Here is a 20,362-nt window from a genome sequence, read left to right on the forward strand (position 1 = left end):
TCTCTAACGGTCCCAAATGTAAAGAAATATTTCCTTTACATCAATCCGCGTCCTACCTTATTTAAGGAATTATTGGTCTGGTATTCTTTGACCAATTTATCGAGGATACCATTAATAAAAATACTGCTCTTGGGTGTAGAATATTCTTTGGCGATCTCCAGGTATTCGTTAATGGTTACTTTCACCGGGATAGAAGGGAACTTTAAAAATTCGCAGATCGCCATTTTCAAAAGTATACTATCCATTTCGGCAATACGCTCGGTATCCCAGTTCGGGGTTTTCCCTTCGATCTCCTTCTGGATCACTTCATCATTGAGAATGGTCTTTCGAAACAGTGTCTTGGCAAACTCCATATCGTCCTCATCTTTATACAAGGCAGGGAAGAAATAATCTTCTGCCGCCTCCTTCGTTGTCTTCTTGATCATTTTAAGGATCAAGGTATTCACCAGGGGGAGGTCGTCTATCCAGGTAAGCTTTTTATCTTCGAGGTGTTCAAAGAGCTTATCATTAGGTGCGATCACCTTTTGATAAATATCGTGAACGAACTTTTTATCTTCTTCAAAGTCGCTCTTACCCGAACCCATATACGCCTCGTATTGCTTACTTTCCTGTATGGCCTTCCAAAGGATCTTAATGTATTCATCATCGAGCTCCCAGCTCAGGGAACGGTTGGCGAGCTTTTCTTTCAACGCCTCGTCCTGAGAGAGTTGGCGCAATAGGGCATTGTTTACGAATTTTCGATTGGGATTCCTGTCTTCGTTGGTCGCCAGGTACTTTTTCTGGGAAAGTTGTAATTGTTCTTCAGCGTGATCTCTGATCTCTGCAAGGAGTCCGAGGAGGTAGAGATAAAGCCCGTACATATTCTCCATGCTTGCATTTAAAAATTTCTCTTCCTTCTTCAGGTCAGAATCCTGAGATTGAATAAAGGCATAGATCGACTGCATCACCTTCACCCTGATATGTCTCCTTGTTAACATGCTAAAAGAACTTATAAAACGATTAAAAATATGAAGGCGAAAGTCACTAAGAACTTTCGCCTTGCAAAAATAAGACTATTTTAGAAACCCAACTTATTTTTTACCCTCCATTTTACGGGTATCAATACGTTCCTGCGCAATGCTCAGGGCCGAATTATGGGTTGTTGTTCCGTGTTTATCGGAGTGTGTAAAGATCTCGAGGGTCGTATTATAGATGTTCTCGGTCTTTCTCATGATCTCGTGTTTACCATAACCTTCGAGTTCGGCGAACACATTAATGATACCACCTGCATTGATCAGGAAGTCGGGCGCATAAGCGATCCCGCGATCTTTAAGCATTTGCCCATGACGCAATTCGTCTTCCAGCTGGTTGTTAGCAGCACCTGCCACCACCTTGGCCTTTAAGGCAGTGATGGTCTCATCGTTCAGCGTAGCACCTAATGCACAAGGCGCATAGATGTCTACATCGGCCGTATACACGTCATTCCCGCCAAGGATATTGGCCTTGTATTTTCTATTCAGCTCCTGAAGACGCTCTTCATTGATATCAGAGATAAATACGCGTGCCCCTTCATTGGTTAGGTAATCGACCAGGGTCTCACCTACGTGTCCAACGCCTTGAACGAGCACTTTCTTATCTTCAAGGCTGTCATCACCAAAGCAATAGTGAGCAGCGGCCTTCATTCCCATGAATACACCATAAGCTGTAATAGGCGACGGATTTCCGGCACCGCCTTTTTCCTCAGAAATTCCGGTAACGTAAGGAGTCACCTCACGAACGGTATCCATATCGGCGGTTTCCATTCCCACGTCTTCAGCAGTGATATACTTTCCACCAAGAGAATCTACGAACTCCCCAAAGCGTCTCATAAGCTCCGGAGTTTTCTGGGTTTTGGCATCCCCGATGATCACGGCCTTCCCTCCACCGAGGTTGAGTCCGGTGATGGCCGATTTATAGGTCATCCCTCTCGAGAGACGCAACACATCGTTCAGGGCATCCCACTCACTGTTATAATTCCACATACGGGTACCTCCAAGGGCTGGTCCCAACACCGTATTGTGAATTCCGATTATTGCCTTTAAACCTGTATCTTTGTCCTGGCAAAAAACAACCTGTTCGTGATCGTTAAAGGAAAGCTGACCAAAAACCGGGTCAACTTTTTTAATTTCAGCCGAAGCCATTACTTCTGAAATCATTGTTTAGGATTTAATTCAACTATATCGTTTGAGTTGTGATTATTTCAAAAATCGAGGGCAAAAGTAATACTTAATTCACAACTATCACAAATACAGGGTTTTTTATTGCATTATTATTAATCTTATGTGATCTCGACCATTGCTATGAAGGAACTTCGATACATTAACAAATTTTTTATCAAATACCGTGGTAAGCTGTTCATTGGTATCCTTATTACCATTATTGCCAGGGTATTCTCCCTGGTCATGCCCGAGTACATTCAGTATTCTGTAGACGCCATTGAACCCTACCTGCTTAACGAGACCAAAGACCTTGACAGTATCAAGGCCATCCTGCTCAGAAACATCATTATTATTATAGGATCGGCAGCGCTCACTGCTCTGTTTACGTTTTTAATGCGTCAAACCATTATCAACGTTTCGCGTTATATCGAATACGATATGAAGAATGAGGTATTTGAACAATACCAACGTCTCAATCTGAGCTTCTTCAAACAAAACCGCACGGGCGACCTGATGAACCGCATTAGCGAAGATGTGGGTAAAGTGCGCATGTACGGGGGGCCTGCCCTGATGTACAGCATTCAAACCCTCACCCTTTTTGTTTGTGTGATCCCACTCATGTTCTACACGGCACCCAAATTGGCCATGTATACCCTGATCCCCCTCCCCTTTCTTTCGGTACTCATTTACCGCATAAGCCGCATTATCCACGTGAGGAGTACTAAGGTTCAGGAATTCCTGTCTGAACTTTCGACTTTTACCCAGGAAACCTTTTCCGGTATTTCAGTGATCAAGGCCTATGGTATCGAAGGGCGTCAGAGCGAAGAATGGAATACCCTGGCACAAAAGGGAAAAGACACCAGCATGGCGCTGGCCAAGGTCAACTCCTGGTTCTTTCCGCTTATGATCCTCCTGATCGGGATCAGTAACCTTTTTGTGATCTATATGGGAGGTCGCGAATATATCAATGGGGAGATCGCTTCTACCGGGGTGATCCTGAAGTTTATTATTTACGTAAACATGCTCACCTGGCCGGTAGCTACGGTCGGATGGGTAACCTCGATCGTTCAAATGGCCGAGGCTTCTCAAAAGCGTATTAACGAATTCCTCCTGGAAGAACCGGAGATCCAAAATCCCAATACCCCACCGGTAAACTTGCAAGGTAAGATCGAATTCAAAGATGTTACCTTCACCTACGACGATACGAACATCACAGCCCTGAACGGCGTAAGCTTTACCGTAGAACCGGGCGAAACCCTGGCCGTGATCGGAAAAACAGGTTCGGGAAAATCGACCCTTCTGGAACTTGTGGCCCGCTTACACGATACTACCACCGGAACCATTTTTATAGACGACACCCCTATACAGGAGATCAACCTGGATTCGCTGCGGGAAGGTACGGGTACCGTGCCGCAAGATGCTTTCCTGTTCTCTGATACCATAGGCAATAATATTCGTTTTGGTAAGGCCGACGCTTCAGAAGAGGAGATACTCAACGCTGCAAAGCAAGCCGCCGTTCATGAGAATATTGAAGGATTCGCTAAGGGTTATGATACGGTCCTTGGTGAAAGAGGGGTTACCCTAAGTGGCGGACAAAAGCAAAGGGTTTCCATTGCCAGGGCCCTGATCAAAAAGCCAAAGATCTACCTTTTTGACGATTGCCTTTCGGCCGTAGATACCGAAACCGAAGAAGAGATCTTAGCGAATTTAAAGGCCGTTTCAGAACAGGCTACCACCATAATTGTAAGCCATAGGATCTCTTCTGCGAAAAATGCCGACAAAATTATCGTACTCGAAGATGGCCGCATAAAACAACAAGGTTCTCATAATCAATTGATAACCCAAGAAGGCTATTATAAGGAACTTTACTTAAGTCAATTGTCAGAAAAAGAAAACTTCTGAATTTGTTGTTATATTTCATTTTTTTTTACATTTTTGGTTTTGTTAACATTTAATTTAAGCACTTAATAGAGATTATGAGCGATAAAGGTTTTGCAGAGAAAGAAGAGATATTCTCTAAAGTTTTAAGAGCCGGAAGACGAACGTATTTCTTTGATGTACGAAGCACCAAAGCCGGAGATTATTATCTCACCATAACCGAAAGTAAAAAGTTTACCCACGACGATGGATCTTACCACTACAAAAAACACAAGATCTATCTCTACAAAGAAGACTTCAGTGCTTTTCAGAACATTCTCGAGGAGATGACCAACTTTGTTATCGATGAGAAAGGAGAAGAAGTGATCTCTGAACGTCACCAGAAAGACTTTAAGAAAAGTACACTGAATGAGGACGAGGAATCTGAGATGGTTAGCGAGAGTGCTACCGCCGAAAAGATCAGCGACATCAGTTTCGAAGACCTTTAAACCACACCAACTTTTATATAAAAGCCACCTCCTTCCGGGAAGGTGGTTTTTTTTTCAAAAAATCCAAACATCACTATTATGAAAACACTATCATCCATACTGCTATGTATGTGTACCCTATTCCTTTCGGCACAGGAGACACCGGATCTGGGGTATTATTTGCCGGAAAACACCACCTATAACGAGGCTATTCCCACCCCTCAGAGCATCTTAGGACATGAGGTAGGAGAATGGCACGTTACCCACGACAAACTGCTCACCTATATGCAAACCCTGGCCAATGCTTCAGACCGTATTACCCTGGAAAACCGCGGCACGACTTTCGAAGGGCGACCATTGATCCTGCTCACCATTACCCATCCCGATAATCATGCTAACCTCGAGAACATTCGGAAAGAACACCTGGCCCTTACCGACGGAAAGGGAAATCACTCGGTAAGCGATATGCCTATTGTCGTATACCAGGGATTCTCCATTCACGGAAATGAGCCCAGCGGATCTAACGCATCTATGGCACTGGCCTATCACCTGGCAGCTGCCGAGGGAGTCGCCATCGAAGACCTCTTAAAGCATACGGTGATCCTCTTCGACCCCAGCTTTAACCCCGACGGACTGCAGCGTTTTGCTTACTGGGCGAACACCAATAAGAATAAGAACCTTACCGCAGATAACAACGACAGGGAATACCACGAGGTATGGCCCGGGGGAAGAACCAACCACTATTGGTTCGACCTCAACCGCGACTGGCTGCCGGTGCAGCTTCCTGAAAGCCGTGCACGTATTGCCACCTTTCACAAATGGAAGCCGAACATCCTTACCGACCACCACGAAATGGGCACCAATTCCACCTTCTTCTTCCAGCCGGGAGAACCTATGCGTGTGCACCCCCTGTCTCCCGATATGAACCAGAAGCTCACCAAAGAGATCGGGAAATACCACGCCGAGGCTTTGGACAAGATCGGTTCCCTGTACTATTCTGAAGAGAACTACGACGACTATTATTACGGAAAAGGATCTACTTTCCCCGATGTGAATGGCGGTATTGGGATCCTCTTCGAGCAGGGAAGTTCGAGAGGTCATATCCAGGAGAGTGAGAATGGAATTTTAACTTTCCCCTTCACCATCAGGAATCAGTTCACTACCGGACTCTCGACGCTCCAGGCGGCAAATGCCCTGAGGGAAGATATTCTGAACTATCAGCAAGGATTCTTTAAGGACGTGGCCGGAGAAGGACAAACCTGGATCTTCGGTGATGAAAAAGATGCCGCAAAAGCCTATCACCTGGCCGAGATCCTCAAGCGTCATGAGATCGATCTCCTGGAGCCAACAGAACCCGTGACCATTAACGGAAAGACCTATACTCCGGGACATAGCTATATTGTTCCTAAGAACCAAAAGAATCCACGACTGGTACAAGCCATGTTCGAAAAGCGCACCACCTTCACAGACAGCCTTTTTTACGACATTAGCGGATGGACCTTCCCACTAGCCTTTAACCTGGAATACGCCCAGGTGAAGTCCGCACCAAAAAATGCCACACAGGTAACACCAACACTCAAAGAAGGAAAGGTATCCGGAAAGAGCCCATACGCTTACCTGTTCGAATGGCACGAGTATTACACCCCAAAGGCCCTGAACGCAATTTTGAATGCAGGACTAAGAGCCAAAGTGGGTAAAACGCCTTTTGAACTTAGCGGAAAAAACTACGACTACGGAACCATCATGGTGCCGGTACAGGGACAAGCACTGGATTCCGATGCCCTCTATGAAAAATTAAGTGCCATCGCCAAAGAAAGTCATATCGATATCACAGCCGTAGGCACCGGACTCACCAAAGGGATCGACCTGGGAAGCAACGATTTTGAAGCATTGAAACCACAGCATATCGCCATGGTCGTTGGTAATGGCGTACGCTCTTACGACGCCGGAGAGATCTGGCACCTGTTCGATCAACGGTACGATATTACCCTCACCAAACTCGATCTGAGCTATATGAGCCGTACCGACCTTTCAAAGTATACGACCATCATATTACCAAGCATGAGCAGCTATGCCATGGACGAAAGAACTACCAGTGCATTGCGAGAATGGGTAAACGAAGGGGGGAACCTCATCGGGTACAGAGATTCGGTAACCTGGCTCATGAGCAATGGCTTCCTGAAAGCAGATAGAAAAAAGGCAGAAGAGCCTATGAAGGCAAAAGGACTAAGCTTTGAGCAAGCCGGAAACTTCCGCGGAGCTCAGGTAACGGGTGGTGCCATCTTCCAGGCCAAAACCGACCGCTCGCATCCGGTAAACTGGGGTTATAAGAACAATGAGATCGCCTTGTTCCGCAATACGAACATCTACCTAAAACCTAATGAGCAGAGTTTTTACAATCCGATAGTGTATACAAACGAGCCACTGCTTAGCGGTTATATCTCAGAAGAGAACCTGGAACTGCTCAAGAACAGCGTTCCTTTTCAGACCAACAGAATGGGACGTGGTCGTGTGAGCGGATTCACCGATAACACCAACTTCAGGGCCTTCTGGTACGGAACAAACAAACTCCTGATGAACGCGATCTTCTTTGGTAAGATCATGTAAACAAACGTTCATAAAAATGAATGAGAAGCACCCGTGTTCGGGTGCTTTTTTTATGGCCCGGAGTCTTATCCGTCCAATACCCCCGGGACTCCGGCATTTTGGTAAATCGACAATTATAGACTATATTCATAATTAAATTAGATATAACCTACGCTATGTTCAAATTTTTCAAACCAAAGAAAAAGACGCAACCCGAGATCCATCCTGTCGATAAAAAAGTGGCAGATCCGCGATTGCTCTTCGCTCTGGCCAAAGGGGCTACCGACCCTGAAATGGCTGTGAACATGTATGCTGACGCTATTGCTATTGAAAAGAAAAAAGACAGCCCCGACAGGAAGTTGCTCTCTGAGATCTATCAATTTCGAGGTGAACTGTATTTAAGTCTTGGAGTGGCATTGCTGTCATCATCAGATTTTATGCATTCCCTGGAATACGATCCCGACAATGCTATTTCACATAACAATCTAGGGATCTGGCATACCGTTGAACAATTTGCGACACCCGATCACGAAAAGGCATTAAAGCATATAGAAAAAGCGATCAGTCTTGCTCCCGACCGTTTAGACTTTCAGATGTCAAGAGCGGTGATCAAGGCAAAGCTGGGTGATACCGAAGCAGCGAAAGCCGAGCTGGAAGCCTTATACGCCAAGGGGCTTGAAGATGCCAGGGTGGCGATGGAACGCTTCCTTTAATTCATGATCATATGTAATCGATCAAAATAAAACCTCATGACACCGATCACGAAACTATTTCTCAGGACGTTTTTCATAACAGGGATCACCTTTACGGGGATCATGACCGCATTCGAACTTACCTCCGGGGAAGATCTCCAACCATGGAAAATGGCTATACGTGGTATTGGATTTGGTTTACCCATGGCCATCATCGCAGCGTATTCCTATAAAAGATCCCTTAAAGACAAAGATGGCACTACCTTTAGCGATAGCGATCTTGAGGTGATCCAGGTGAAAAGGTTTACTTCGCAGATGGCTCCTGATGCTTTGATGGAAAAGATCAGGAAAGATACCAGGTTTGGTAAAATGAAGATCACCGAAACCGACAAAGGGATATGGCTAAGGTCGGGGATTACCTGGAAATCCTGGGGAGAAAATATCCGTATCGACATGGTGTCGGAAGGCGAAGGCAGATTTGAATATGAAGTAAGGAGCAAGCCGAAGGTGGTCACCACCATTGTAGATTACGGAAAGAATGCAGAAAATTTAAAGCGCATCGAAACGCTGCTACAATAAAAAAGATCCGTCTGCTCCTCTAAAAAAACAGCTCAAAAATGCATATGTTCAAATACCTCATGATATCCTGCTTAGCGCTGCTGTATGCCCGCGCAGGCGCTCAAACGACCGGTGAGTTCCTGGAGACCTCACGATACACGGTTACTGATATTGATGAAGACACCAGATCGGCATATTGGAAAGCCTTTTCTTCCGGCAAACAACCAGAAACCATGTTGGTATACCTCAAAGACGAAAATGGGAAAGTATTACACGACCTTAAAATAACCGATCTCGAATCCTATAGCGAAAGTTCGGTTACCGTATCAAACGGACAATCCCTCTCCAATGTAGCAGAGGTGATCCATCTGAGAACTGATTACGACGTATGCTGTTCAAATATCTATTCCACCTACTTCCTGAAAACTAAAGACGGAGCCCTCATCAAATTACCGAAAACAGAGTACCTGCATTGTGACGGACCAACCCCCATCACCGAATACCGTTTCCCTAATCAAAAATTCGGCATAAAAGACCACATACTCCTGGTCAAGTCTTACCTCAACGATCAATATGAAGTTGATTCGGTAGAAGTACTCAAAAGCTATCAATGGAATGGAAAATCGGTGGTAGCAGATCACTAATGTCCATGTTTTTTCACCCGCTGTATAATGGATCAAAAAAAAGATCAGTACCCAATAGCAATCTCATCCCAGCTTTAATTCAAGGACTAAACTTCCTTTAGAATTTCGTAACTTAGATAGTGGAAATTCATATAACAAATACCTTCTGTCCATACGTCTCAGTTTGAAGGAACTTCACGCTACCCGACACGACCTCGACCATGTTCTTTGCTTCCGGCCTTCTCGTGCCCTGATGGTTACCTAACCTTTAAAGAAAGTACGATGAAGTATGTATTCTTTGCCATCATCTTGTCTGTAGGCTTCAATCTCCATGCACAGGAAAAACCCATGGAGATCAGAGAATTTATCAGGGTTTATGACCTCAATAGAAATAAAACGCACAAGGGTGTGATCCAATCAGTTTCCGACACCGTTCTTCAATTAAAACGCGAAGGCAAGATCTATGATATCGGCCTTAGCGCTATTGGTAAGATAAAAACCAAGCGGTCAGCAGGCCATAACGTCTTTATGGGCGCTGTAATAGTAGGAGCCCCGGCAGCCATCCTGGGTGCAGCTACTGCCGATCCTGATACCATTTTAGGCTATACCGCCGGAGAAGGTTTCATGGGAGGTACGCTCATAGGTGGTGGCCTGGGGGCCGCCATTGGCGGACTTACTGCGCTTTTCAAGAATCCAAAAACCTATATCATAAATGGCGACCCCGACAAATGGCGGGAATTTAGAGCAATGATCATAGCAAAAGACATGTGATCTGTACATCACCCGGATTAAGAGTAAGGAGTTAAGAGTTGGTAGGAATTTTGAATGTTGAATTTTAGATTTTAGATTTTTTAATCCTACCGCTGCCCTCTTACCATCGTAACCTTACTCCCTATTCATCAACCGTAGCCTTAGCGAAGGTTGACCTCGCTACTCCCTATTTCCCCACTCCCCCATATCATCAACCGTAGCCTTGGCGAAGGTTGACTTCCCCAATACATTTTTTCGTAATTTCGGGGTACGTTCAATTTAATCATTATGAGACTATTCTATCTATCCTTCATCGCCCTCCTTTTAACCTTACCTATTACCGCACAGGAACCACTTACTCCCGAAAAACTCTGGGAATTAGGCAGGGTTTCCGGCATGGGGATACATGAAGACCAGGTGATCTACGGTGTTTCCCATTATGATCTCACCGAAAATACTTCTTCGCGAAAATATTACGCTATTCCGGTGGAAGGAGGTACTCCCAAAGAACTCGCCTCCACCGAAGATTATCTTCCGGATGCTGCGATATCACCAGACGGTAAATATCGATTAGGTACCGAATCGGTAAAAGTGATGAAGGTAAGTGGGGAAGATTTTTATCCCGAACTGAAAAAATCGGATGTCTACATCTACGACGCCCTGAACTACCGCCACTGGGATACCTGGGAAGATGGAGCGTATGACCACCTCTTCTTGTACACTACATCCAATGAAGGAGAAGGCAAGGACCTGATGGAGGGGCAACCCTATGACTGTCCGACAAAACCTTTTGGCGGCAGTGAAGATTACCTATGGAGCCCGGACGGCAAACAGGTGATCTATGTGACCAAGCAAAAGCACGGCACCGAATACGCGGTAAGTACGAATACCGACATCTTCGCCTATGATATTGAAAGTGGGACAACCACCAACCTCACCCCAGACAACAAAGGGTACGACACGGCTCCCCAATTCTCTTCCAGAGGGGAACTGGCCTGGTTGCAAATGAAGCGCGATGGTTACGAATCAGATAAGAACGATATCATAGTAAAAACCCGTGGTGGTAACATAAACCTTACCGGACATTGGGACGGCACGGTGAATTCTTTTCACTGGGCTGCTAATGGTGAAAACATCTACTTTATAGCCCCGGTAAAAGGAACCACTCAACTTTTCGTGGTCGATAACCCCGGACTGGCGAGAAAGATTCCTGTGATCGAACAACTCACCGATGGCGACTTCAATGTTTCCGGGATCGTTGGGGAATATAAAGATCAATTGGTGGTAAGCAGAACCTCCTTCAATAGTGCTTCAGAACTCTATACGGTCGACCTTAAGAAAGGAGACATGAAACAACTCACCCATGTCAACGATGCGATGTACGACCAGATCGGGAAAAGCAAAACCGAAAAGCGACTCGTAAAAACCACCGATGGTAAGGACATGCTGGTATGGGTTATCTATCCGCCGGATTTTGATCCATCTAAAAAATACCCTACCCTGCTCTATTGCCAGGGTGGTCCCCAATCGGCACTCTCTCAATTCTACTCCTTTAGATGGAACTTCCAACTTATGGCCGCTCAAGGCTATATTATCGTAGCTCCCAACCGCCGTGGGATGCCCGGATATGGCGTCGAATGGAATGAACAGATCAGCAAGGATCACGGTGGCCAGGCTATTCAAGACTACCTTTCGGCTATCGATGCCCTGGCCGAAGAACCTTTTGTAGACAATGACCGCTTGGGATGCATAGGAGCCAGTTATGGAGGGTATTCTGTATTCATGCTGGCCGGGATCCATGAGAACAGATTCAAGTCGTTCATTGCCCATGATGGTATTTTTAATACCCGAAGCATGTACGGCACCACCGAAGAATTGTTCTTCCTGAACTGGGATTACGGCGGTCCTTATTGGAAGAAAGACGACCCGGTGATCCAAAAGGCCTACAATGAATTCAATCCGGTAAACTATGTGGCCTACTGGAACACCCCCATCCTGGTCATCCAGGGAGGGAAGGATTTCAGGGTGCCTATCGGACAAGGGCTTGAAGCCTTCCAGGCTGCGCAGCTTCAGGGCATAAAAAGCAAGCTGCTCTATTTCCCGGATGAAAACCACTGGATACTCAGCGCTCAGAACGGGATCGTATGGCAAAAAGAGTTCTTTAAATGGCTGGATGAAACCTTAAAATAGATCGTAACCAAACCTAAATTTATACGAGGAGGGCTTGCCCCTCCTTTTTTTCTCTCATGACGCAACCAACAGCCTTACGTAAAGCAACAGTCTCCGACCTGAATGAACTGCAGACACTTTTTGTACAGACCATCAAAGAAGTATGCCGTAAAGATTATACTCCGGAACAAATTAAGGTCTGGACCGCGAGCGTGGAGAACGAAAAGCGCTGGAGCGATATGATCAGAGATCAATACGTATTGGTAGCAGAAAAGGAAAACAAGATCATTGGATTCGCCACCCTGGACCAGGGCAATTATCTCGACTTCTTCTATGTTCACAAAGACCATCAAGGACAGGGCATAGCCAAAAAACTATACACGGTGATCGAAGCAGAAGCCTTAAGACAAGGACATAGTCAATTGACCTCAGACATTAGCAAGACGGCAAGGCTATTTTTTGAGAAGCAGGGTTTCGAAGTGATGAAAGAACAAACCATAGTGAGAATGGATATAGAACTTAATAACTTCAAGATGAAGAAAGAGCTGTGACCCTTTCCATGCTACCCTGGAAGTAATCAATAGATATGGAACTACTTAATTTCGACTATTTTCTTATATTCAGGACTATATATCTATCGGGAATAAAGATCATTCCTGAACCAACCTGAAAAATTATAAAGTGTTATGAAACGTATACTCGGGCTTCCTTTGCTGCTTCTACTCCTGGCTTGCAATACAGATAAAAATGAAGCTACGGCAATCATTGAACTACCCCTGGAAGCTATAGATGGCTATGGTCCTTTCCCCTAGCAATTTGCTACACTCAACTGGACTCCTAAAAGCGACAATAACGAATGGGCAAAAACTACCATGCCAACAACCGGGGTTCCGCAGCATTGGATCTATAGTAACGTAGACCAGATCTGGCTGGACTCCCATCAGTTTGCCTATCAAAATTATAATGCGGGGAAGCTTCCTGAAGAATTCTTCAATAAACTTAAGCAGTCGTGGAATATTGATCTTACCAGACGAAAATTATCGGAAGAACCCATAAACTGTTTCGTTCATGTCGCTTTTGGAAAAACAGCCACCAACCAACTGGAATAAATTATAGACACCGACCATGACAGGGACTTTAGCGATGAAACCCTCTACATCGCTCAAAAAATGAGTCCGTATCTTGACCTGGAAAAGGTCATACAGGAAGCTCCTGCAGTTGAAGTAGCATTAAGCTCGGATCAAGGTATCGTCTCTGAAACCGTAAAGCTGGTGATCCTCGACAATAAAAGAGGTGGATTGATCTACAATATCCCCACACACTTTAAAACAAAGCTATCGGGTCAGGAACTTCTGGTAAGTCATGGTTTTGTAAACATCACCTTTGATGACCACTCCTTTGTTGCAAAAGCAACCGACCCCGATAACCGTGCCGATCTTAACGAATTTCTTCTCTTGGAAAACGGGATCTACAAAAATCTCGGAATAGACCCGGGAGCCCAAAAACTGAAGCTCCTTAAAATGCCAAAAGACACGTTGATCTATTCTACAGCGGTAGGATTTAATGCTCTACCCTTCCACATTAAAAAACTGGAGAATAACGACTCCCTTGCCTTATCAGATTTCAAGGGTAAGTTCCTGTATTTAGAATTTTGGGGTACCTGGTGCAGACCTTGCATAGATGAGCTCCCAAATCTTAAAAAAGCCTATGCCGGAACCCAACGGGAGGATATTGAGTTTCTTGGAGTTGCGGTAAACAATACCCGGGAAGCTGTAACCAATGCGATAAACAAATATGATATTCAATGGCTACAGGCCCTGGAGTCTGAATCAAACGGTATAAGAGAGGTGTACCAAATTAACACTTTTCCTACCTCCTTCCTTATCGCCCCCAATGGGAAGATCATTGCCAAGAATTTAAGAGGAGAGCATTTGTTGGATACGCTTAACCATTATATGATCACTACCAATAATAGTCCCTTTCGGTGACAATGCATACCCATAATCACTAGAACCATAGTGATGATAACAACAAAACTCACTAAATTTAAGAAGCCTTAAGAACTGTATTCACCATGTCCCGGAACCTGCTATAGAGCATCTAAGCTCAAGGGGATGAAAGGGAAGATCAAATTCATACACTGGATACCGCGAATACTTTGTATTCTGGCTATTCTGTTCGTAAGTATTTTTGCCCTGGATGCTTTTCAACCCGGAAAATCCCCGGGGGAGCAACTCCTTGACTTTACCATGCACCTCATCCCTTCCTTCATCCTTACCCTATTCCTGATCATTGCCTGGAAATGGGAGCTGGTGGGCGGAATCCTGTTTACAGCTATCGGACTAGTTTTTACACCTCTGGTCTTTGTACACAACTACCAAATGAACAAATCGATCTGGCTGAGCCTCCAAATTATTGCGCTCATCACCCTTCCCTTTGTGGCGGTTGGACTCCTGTTTATTAAAAGCTATAAAATAAAAAAGAAGCAATCCCTCCTCTGACCTGCATATGCCCATACCAAAAACACACATCATGAGATCCATTTACACCATCAGACCACACCTTATCTTCGTTTTGTTCTTGCTCATTGCTGTGAACACCAACGCCCAGGAAGATGATACAATTCATGCTGTAGAGATCCCTGAACCCCTTATGTTCGATCTGGTTAGAGGCCTCGGTGCTCGACAGGGCGAACTCGAGATCAATGCCCTGGCCGACTTCCCCCTGAACGATGCAAAAGCAAGAGGTGTAGAATGGGCACCGGAGATCGAATATGCCGTTTTTAACAACTTTGCCGTAGAGCTGGAATTCCCCATGCAAGATTGGGAACTGGAGGCCTACAAGGTCGCGGTGCAATGGACCATAGGCAATTCTTCAAACAACAAATTTATTCACGGTATCCAGGTGATCGGTGAAACCTTCATCCACGAAGACCTGCTGGAGGTAAGCTTGCTGTATGTCCCCGCTTATAGATTCAGTGAGGTTTGGAGCGCCATCGGACTCTTTGGGGTTATGCTCGAATCGGGCGACGACAAAGCCGAAAAAGACCATACCATTCTACTAAATGCATCGGTATTTGCCGACCTCAATGAACACACGGCAGTCGGACTGGAGATCAACAACTCTGACCCCACATTCCAGGGTATCGATAACAATGAAATGGAATTGCTCATTCTCCCACAGGTACATCGGGAATACGACAACGGATTCTCCTTCCAATTCGGGGCGGGCTCTAAATTTTTTGATGGTGGCACCGATTTCTCTGCCGTATTGAGGGTGATCCAGACCTTTTAACCGTCAAATTAACTCGCATACATACAAGAATGATGCACATCATTTCTTCACCGGGTTTATTTTCGTAGGTTACAGCTTCATTTTCAAAGCATTAAACCAATGAATGTTCATGATGTTGCAAGCGGACCCCATGATGGAAAAAAAGTATTCCGGCAATTAGGCACCTGTTCCAGGACCTTCTTTCATATACTCAACAGGGAATTTGGTCACCCAAAAACACTGGAAGAACGTGCTGCCGATGCCTTGGCCGGAGGTATCCTTCAAAAAGGTCATCAATGCGGAATGCTCTGGGGTGCTTCCCTGGCCATAGGCGCTGAAGCTTACCGCAGTACGGCCAATAGAAACCTCGCCATTCCTATCGCTATAAAAGCCACTCAAAACGTTATGGTTTCATTCAATATGCGGGAAGGCACCATGAACTGCAGGGACATTACCAGATGTGACTTCTCCAATAAATGGAGTTATTATAAGTATATGTTCTCCGGAAGGTTCTTGCACTGCTTCAACCTCGCGCAGGAATGGGCTCCGGAAGCGGTACGATCTGCTGCTGAAGCGTTAGCTAATGAGGCTCCTTCACCCCACACCCCCTGCCACAGCTGCGCAACAACGGTAGCGATAAATATGGGTGCTACCGAAGAACAGGCGGTTATGGTTGCGGGGTTTGCCGGCGGACTCGGATTAAGCGGACAAGCATGTGGGGCGTTGAGTGCCGCCCTATGGATGCGTTCCCTGGAATGGTACAGTAATGAACAAAAGGATATGTCTGCCTTCAAGGATCCCCGGCTGAAAGCGATCGCCCAGCATTTTGACCGGGTTACAGGTAAAAAGATCTTATGCTCCGAAATAACCGGAACCACATTCACAAGCCCTCTGCAACACAGTCGTTTTATACAGAAAGGAGGATGCGCTGAACTCCTCGATGCACTTACAGAATCCAGATCGCTAAAAGGATGACCATTTAACACCTCCCTTTACATTAGCCATTGCGGTTTGTAAACAAGTATGATTGCGGGTAAATTATGGTATATTTAATCGAAGTATCTAATACCAAAGAAACCATCACCATATCAGAAGATCATATCGTGCCCGAACTCCATACTCCCATGCGATTACAGGAGTATGGGGCAGGTATTTTTATGGCCGTACCCACCAGATCGGCATTGAAAAAGGCCATCAAAAAAGCCTATGTCAAGGTAAATGGAGTTAAGGCCTCAACGGCTACGATCATTCGCGGTGGCGAACACATCAACCTCAACATCCCCGAAACCGATGACCGGCACGCACAACTGGAACTACCGCTTAAGGTGATCTATGAAGATGAATACCTGGCCGTGGTTCATAAACCTGCTGGAATTCCGGTAAGCGGGAACAAGTTTAAGACCATAGCCCATGCCCTTCCTCAGAACCTGGAAATAAGCACACAACCTGATGCAACCACCCCACAACCCGTGCATCGCCTGGACCACCCCACAACAGGGATCTTACTGGTGGGTAAGACAGCGAGCTGTATCAGGGCACTGAATACCATGTTCGCCGAAAAGCAAATAATCAAAACCTACTTTGCCGTAACCATTGGGGAGATGACACCGGAAGGTATTACCACCGCTGCCATCGACCATCAGCCTGCCCGGTCTGATCACAAAGTTATGGCCAGTGTACCCTCTGAACGATTCGGCCACCTGAACCTGGTACGATTAAGTCCGCATACGGGCAGAACACACCAGTTGCGAAAACATATGCTCAGCATCGGAAACCCCATCCTGGGAGACCAAACCTATTTTCACGACAACCTCATCTTAAAGGGGAAAGGCCTCTACCTCCACGCCTGGTCCCTTCGTTTTGAACATCCCATGACCGGGGAAACGCTATACCTTGAAGATCCCCTTCCCCAAAAGTATAAGAAGATCTTTGGCGATGCCGCTCTTCCGGATAAGGAAACTGACACCACCTGAAAGATGGGATCTATTCCCCTATTATTCAGAAAATAATTATATTGTAATAAACGCAACCTAAAACCGCTTCATTATGGTTACCACATGGATCTTTGCCTTTGCTCTGTTTATTACTACTTCGTTGTTATTCTGGTGGAGTACCCGAGGGTATTACAAAAAGCAACTGAGCAAAACGGAATTGAACCAGTGGTCTACGAGAACCTACCGCTGGCAAGGCGTCATTTTTGTGGGTACCGGAGTAACCCTCCTGATCATTTTATTGATGAAGTGGGCCGGCATGTTGCCCTTGTAAACCTCTTGCTGATAAAACTCAGGCTCCTTAACGCTCATCCACCCATCACTTCTCCTTAACGTGTATTATTTTTTTATTTAGAAAATTTTACCCAATTTAGAAGTGATCAACACTAATTGTCCATAACATGGAAACTATTTTTTTAGCCATCGGTCCATGGCAGTTACTTATTATTTTATCGATTTCCCTAACACTCCTGGTATTACCCATCCTGGCGCTTATCGATGTCCTTAGAAAAGAATTTAACGGATATGATAAACTCATCTGGGTGATCACCATCCTGTGTTTTAATTTCGTGGGTAGCATCCTTTATTTCCTGATAGGGAGAAGAGCTGCTATTACGCAAGAAAGAACATTATAAGCACCAAACCCATCACCCTTAAAAGCATAACGATGATGCCCGGTCCCCTGTCTGTAATTCCCCTAATTACCGGCGCCTGTTTTTTGATCGCCGGTTGGATCATGCTCAAGTGGCCACCGAAAAAGATCAATTGGTATTACGGCTACCGAACATCCACTGCCATGAAAAACCAGGAAACCTGGGACTTTGCGCAGCGCTACGCAGCCAAAGAACTCGTGAAGACCGCCGTGCTTTTGATCATCCTCGGACTGCTTCTGTCCATGGTTACCCTGAACGTTCCCCTTTCCCTGTTCTTAGGAGTGCTCCTGCAGCTCATCGTGTTGATCATTATGATCTTACGTATTGAGAAAGCCATTAAAAATAGATTTTCATAAACTTCATGGTGTACCCGAAATAACGCCAACCCATTAACCGTAATCGAATATTAAACTCTGCCACAATAAGGCTATAATGAAAGACCTGACCCTCTATAATGGCACGAATGAACTAGCGGCAACCGTTTACGAGTCAACCTCAGCATCGGCTATTCTTATCATCGCATCGGCCACAGGAGTAAAACAGGAATTCTACCGAAAATTTGCCCGCTACCTAGCTGAAAACGGAATTACCGTGATCACCTTCGATTACACAGGCATTGGTCGCTCGCTGAGGTCACCCATAAAACAACTTCAACACCAACTCTCCGATTGGGGCCGTAAAGATCTCGAAGCCGTTTTACAATATGCGACCAAACACTACCCCGAACAGAAAAAAGTGATCCTGGGCCATAGCATTGGCGGACAGCTTATCGGTCTGGCACCTTCATCACCCCACGCAGATAAGTTAATACTGGTAGCCGCACAATCGGGTTACTGGAAATATTGGAAAGGCTTTGCACGCTATAAAATGTGGTTCAACTGGCATGTACTTTTTCCCACCCTGATCAACATGTTTGGGTACCTACCATCTAAAAGGGTCTCCGGCATGGAGAACCTGCCTAAAGAGGTGGCCAATCAATGGCGCAAATGGGGAATGCATCCTAATTATATGTTCGGTGACCACGGTATTGAAGCTACTTTTTATGAGAAGATCGCATCTCCCCTAACTGCATTCAGTATTGCCGATGACACCCTCGCTCCAAAAGAGGCTGTAGATTGGATGGCCCAGCGATATACAAAGGCTAAGAACAAACACATCTCACTCGTACCCGCAGATCACCATGTTGCCCGTATCGGACATTTCGGCGTTTTCAAAGAAACGTTTAGATCCTCCCTTTGGCCTGTCTTCCTGAAAGAGATCCTATAGAACGTTTGAACAGCCCCTCTAAATAGGAACCTTGGAAGTTTTATCAATAATTGATTACCTTCGAAGAACCCACCGGAAATTCCGGATGGCGCCTCTCTTACACTGCACTAACTTTCGTTTACACAAGTACCGCACCCCAATTCATACCAAGGATCTAAACTGCAATTCAACTGCGTAATCCTTATACGTCATGACTTCACAAACTCATTTGTCTGCAAACTGGCCCATTCTGAATTTCCCTGAACTACAACCCACCCTCGAAACCCTGCACCAATGGATACAGATCGTAGGGAAGATCAGGCTACGTACCATGCCCTGGCAAAACCATTCGTGGCACACCGCTTTATATGTGAGTCCGATGGGATTTACTACCGGATCTATCCCGCATAACGGACGCATATTCCAGATCGATATGGACTTCAGGACCCACAACCTGGAAATAACATGTTCACAAAAAGGGAGCGCTTCCATGGGCCTCTACCCACGAACCGTAGCCGATTTTCACAAGGAACTCTTTGAAAAGCTCCGGTCTTTGGGGATTGAGGTAACCATTCATGGCAGTCCCAATGAAATGGACCCGGCAATACCCTTTGCAGAAAATACAGTGAATAAGAATTACGACGAATCCCAGGCTACGGCACTTTGGCTGGCTATGCTAAAAAGCAACGAGGTATTTCAACAATTCAGAAGTGATTTTATTGGTAAAGCCAGTCCGGTGCATTTGTTCTGGGGGGCATTCGACCTCGCAGTAACCCGGTTCTCGGGAAGAGACGCCCCGGTCCATCCGGGAGGGATGCCCAATATGCCTTTAGACGTCATGCAGGAAGCCTATTCACATGAGGTGAGCAGTGCCGGCTTCTGGCCCGGATCGGCAGATTTCCCCTATCCGGCCTATTACGCCTACGCCTATCCCACTCATCCCGATTTCGGGAAGCAACGGGTGAGTCCGCAACAGGCGTTCTACAGTGAAGAGATGGGTGAATTCTTTCTGAAATACGAAGATGTGCAATGTGCAGAAGACCCTGAAGGCATGCTGTTTTCCTTTTTACATAGCACCTATGAAGCCGCAGCAAACACCTCGAACTGGGATCGCAAACACTTGGAGAGGTCCTACACAAAGTAGCCCTGCTGTACATGCTATCATCAAAAAATAACCAAATACTCCTGATAGCAAACCATCAGGTCAAAGAACAGGAAATGATCTAAAACGCAATTTCCCGTGTGATCGTTATACTTCTTATAAACTCTGTCATTATATAGAATATAATCACTATATTGA

The 20,362-nt window shown here is 45.5% G+C and carries 23 protein-coding genes; 21 read left to right on the plus strand and 2 right to left on the minus strand.

The features are described 5' to 3' along the window. Nucleotides 1-35 precede the first annotated feature (35 nt). Both nusB and IS446_RS07090 read right to left on the minus strand, forming a co-directional pair. A complete protein-coding gene (gene nusB, locus IS446_RS07085; protein WP_235996438.1) occupies nt 36-977 on the minus strand; it encodes a transcription antitermination factor NusB in 942 nt (313 codons plus the stop codon). Between the two features lie 93 nt (nt 978-1,070). After that, nucleotides 1,071-2,174: a Glu/Leu/Phe/Val family dehydrogenase gene (locus tag IS446_RS07090; protein WP_203059311.1), complete on the minus strand. Its 1,104-nt coding sequence runs from the start codon at nt 2,172-2,174 to the stop codon at nt 1,071-1,073. A 144-nt stretch (nt 2,175-2,318) separates the two neighbouring features. On the opposite strand from IS446_RS07090, the gene IS446_RS07095 reads away from it, so the two are divergent. The 21 genes from IS446_RS07095 to IS446_RS07190 all read left to right on the plus strand — a co-directional run bounded on the left by IS446_RS07095 (nt 2,319) and on the right by IS446_RS07190 (nt 20,206). Then, complete coding sequence (locus tag IS446_RS07095; RefSeq protein WP_203059312.1) at nt 2,319-4,079, plus strand: ABC transporter ATP-binding protein; 1,761 nt, start codon at nt 2,319-2,321, stop codon at nt 4,077-4,079. 74 nt (nt 4,080-4,153) lie between these two features. After that, complete coding sequence (locus IS446_RS07100) at nt 4,154-4,543, plus strand: PUR family DNA/RNA-binding protein (protein WP_203059313.1); 390 nt, start codon at nt 4,154-4,156, stop codon at nt 4,541-4,543. A gap of 78 nt (nt 4,544-4,621) precedes the next feature. Beyond that, on the plus strand, nt 4,622-7,129 hold the full coding sequence (locus IS446_RS07105) for a M14 family metallopeptidase (protein ID WP_203059314.1): 2,508 nt from the start codon (nt 4,622-4,624) through the stop codon (nt 7,127-7,129). Nucleotides 7,130-7,284: 155 nt separating this feature from the next. Beyond that, on the plus strand, nt 7,285-7,821 hold the full coding sequence (locus IS446_RS07110) for a tetratricopeptide repeat protein (protein WP_203059315.1): 537 nt from the start codon (nt 7,285-7,287) through the stop codon (nt 7,819-7,821). Between the two features lie 36 nt (nt 7,822-7,857). Beyond that, nucleotides 7,858-8,379 carry a hypothetical protein gene (locus IS446_RS07115; protein WP_203059316.1) on the plus strand — a complete coding sequence of 174 codons (522 nt, stop codon included), beginning with the start codon at nt 7,858-7,860 and terminating at the stop codon, nt 8,377-8,379. 38 nt (nt 8,380-8,417) lie between these two features. Continuing rightward, entirely contained in the window at nt 8,418-9,002 is a 585-nt protein-coding gene (locus IS446_RS07120; protein WP_203059317.1) for an anaphase-promoting complex subunit 10 family protein, read from the plus strand. A gap of 261 nt (nt 9,003-9,263) precedes the next feature. Next, the gene (locus IS446_RS07125; protein WP_203059318.1) at nt 9,264-9,752 is read left to right on the plus strand and encodes a hypothetical protein; all 489 of its coding nucleotides are present in this window, start codon (nt 9,264-9,266) and stop codon (nt 9,750-9,752) included. 267 nt (nt 9,753-10,019) lie between these two features. Beyond that, nucleotides 10,020-11,921: a S9 family peptidase gene (locus tag IS446_RS07130; protein ID WP_203059319.1), complete on the plus strand. Its 1,902-nt coding sequence runs from the start codon at nt 10,020-10,022 to the stop codon at nt 11,919-11,921. A 56-nt stretch (nt 11,922-11,977) separates the two neighbouring features. Further along, nucleotides 11,978-12,451 (plus strand): GNAT family N-acetyltransferase, encoded by a 474-nt coding sequence (locus IS446_RS07135; RefSeq protein ID WP_203059320.1) that lies wholly within the window; start codon nt 11,978-11,980, stop codon nt 12,449-12,451. 135 nt (nt 12,452-12,586) lie between these two features. Continuing rightward, nucleotides 12,587-12,712 (plus strand): hypothetical protein, encoded by a 126-nt coding sequence (locus IS446_RS15520; RefSeq protein ID WP_262896243.1) that lies wholly within the window; start codon nt 12,587-12,589, stop codon nt 12,710-12,712. A 60-nt stretch (nt 12,713-12,772) separates the two neighbouring features. Further along, entirely contained in the window at nt 12,773-13,009 is a 237-nt protein-coding gene (locus IS446_RS07140) for a hypothetical protein (RefSeq protein WP_203059321.1), read from the plus strand. Between the two features lie 60 nt (nt 13,010-13,069). Continuing rightward, on the plus strand, nt 13,070-13,888 hold the full coding sequence (locus tag IS446_RS07145; protein ID WP_203059322.1) for a TlpA family protein disulfide reductase: 819 nt from the start codon (nt 13,070-13,072) through the stop codon (nt 13,886-13,888). 126 nt (nt 13,889-14,014) lie between these two features. Then, a complete protein-coding gene (locus IS446_RS07150; protein ID WP_203059323.1) occupies nt 14,015-14,401 on the plus strand; it encodes a DUF7670 domain-containing protein in 387 nt (128 codons plus the stop codon). 31 nt (nt 14,402-14,432) lie between these two features. Continuing rightward, a complete protein-coding gene (locus IS446_RS07155) occupies nt 14,433-15,194 on the plus strand; it encodes a hypothetical protein (RefSeq protein WP_203059324.1) in 762 nt (253 codons plus the stop codon). A gap of 99 nt (nt 15,195-15,293) precedes the next feature. After that, nucleotides 15,294-16,148 carry a C-GCAxxG-C-C family protein gene (locus IS446_RS07160; protein ID WP_203059325.1) on the plus strand — a complete coding sequence of 285 codons (855 nt, stop codon included), beginning with the start codon at nt 15,294-15,296 and terminating at the stop codon, nt 16,146-16,148. Nucleotides 16,149-16,213: 65 nt separating this feature from the next. Then, the gene (locus IS446_RS07165) at nt 16,214-17,146 is read left to right on the plus strand and encodes an RluA family pseudouridine synthase (RefSeq protein WP_203059326.1); all 933 of its coding nucleotides are present in this window, start codon (nt 16,214-16,216) and stop codon (nt 17,144-17,146) included. 73 nt (nt 17,147-17,219) lie between these two features. Further along, nucleotides 17,220-17,438: a hypothetical protein gene (locus IS446_RS07170; protein WP_203059328.1), complete on the plus strand. Its 219-nt coding sequence runs from the start codon at nt 17,220-17,222 to the stop codon at nt 17,436-17,438. A 127-nt stretch (nt 17,439-17,565) separates the two neighbouring features. Then, on the plus strand, nt 17,566-17,799 hold the full coding sequence (locus tag IS446_RS07175; protein ID WP_203059330.1) for a PLD nuclease N-terminal domain-containing protein: 234 nt from the start codon (nt 17,566-17,568) through the stop codon (nt 17,797-17,799). A gap of 32 nt (nt 17,800-17,831) precedes the next feature. Continuing rightward, on the plus strand, nt 17,832-18,173 hold the full coding sequence (locus tag IS446_RS07180; RefSeq protein ID WP_203059332.1) for an SdpI family protein: 342 nt from the start codon (nt 17,832-17,834) through the stop codon (nt 18,171-18,173). A 76-nt stretch (nt 18,174-18,249) separates the two neighbouring features. Further along, nucleotides 18,250-19,083 (plus strand): alpha/beta hydrolase family protein, encoded by an 834-nt coding sequence (locus IS446_RS07185; protein WP_203059334.1) that lies wholly within the window; start codon nt 18,250-18,252, stop codon nt 19,081-19,083. Between the two features lie 190 nt (nt 19,084-19,273). After that, complete coding sequence (locus IS446_RS07190) at nt 19,274-20,206, plus strand: DUF5996 family protein (RefSeq protein WP_203059336.1); 933 nt, start codon at nt 19,274-19,276, stop codon at nt 20,204-20,206. Nucleotides 20,207-20,362 lie beyond the last annotated feature (156 nt).

The sequence above is a fragment of the Robertkochia sediminum genome (assembly GCF_016786255.1).
In the GTDB taxonomy this organism is placed as follows: domain Bacteria; phylum Bacteroidota; class Bacteroidia; order Flavobacteriales; family Flavobacteriaceae; genus Robertkochia; species Robertkochia sediminum.